1 protein-coding gene is annotated in these 668 nt (G+C 58.8%); it reads right to left on the bottom strand.

What is annotated here, in order from left to right:
• On the bottom strand, window positions 1–668 hold a 668-nt coding region (locus B5F54_RS17190; protein WP_140400425.1), incomplete at both ends, for a carbohydrate-binding protein.

Here is a 668-nt window from a genome sequence, read left to right as displayed (position 1 = left end):
CGCCAGGTGCGGTTTTCATAGGAGGAATACAGCTCTTCGCCGTCCTCCGCCGTCATGGTATAGGCGCCATCGACAATCTTATCCGGATAGATATCATAGTCGAAACGGGTGCTGTTCAGCGTATAGTGCGCGCTGTACCAGCTATCCGGCGCTTCCGTCAGCTCCACGCGGCCTTCCTCGTCCTGGTTCTCCAGGGCGATGGACAATGCGTCGTCCGCCAGGCTGTTGATCTTGAAATATCCGTCCACGGTACGCAGGACCCACTTGCCTGTGTCGCCGTCCGGCAGTTCCGGCACACATGCCACATAGCCGCTGCCGTCGTTGACCATGTAATTGCCCGTGGCCTTGTTCTGGATGGTGTAATAGCCCTCGTCATCCGGGAGGAAATCCCAGGTGTACGGGTCGCGGTCGTCCGCCGGCATCTCGTCGCCATAGCGCAGCAGGCCGCTGTTGTCGTCATAGAGGTACTGGTTATTCCAGCGGTTTCTGATGCTCACGCTCTCATACGACGGTACTTCCACCGGCAACGCGATAGTGAAGTAGTTGATGTTCCAGCCTTCGTGCGTCACGTTGAAGCGGATCGTCTGGCGGCCCGCCTCCAACGGCACAAGGACCTTCACATCCGTATAGGACTGCCAGCCGCCCGTATGCGGGATGCTGGCTGTCAC

This window comes from Anaeromassilibacillus sp. An250, from assembly GCF_002159845.1.
In the GTDB taxonomy this organism is placed as follows: domain Bacteria; phylum Bacillota; class Clostridia; order Oscillospirales; family Acutalibacteraceae; genus Anaeromassilibacillus; species Anaeromassilibacillus stercoravium.
The sequence above is the reverse complement of the archived record's forward strand: the minus strand, read 5'-3'. Positions and strand labels throughout refer to the sequence as shown.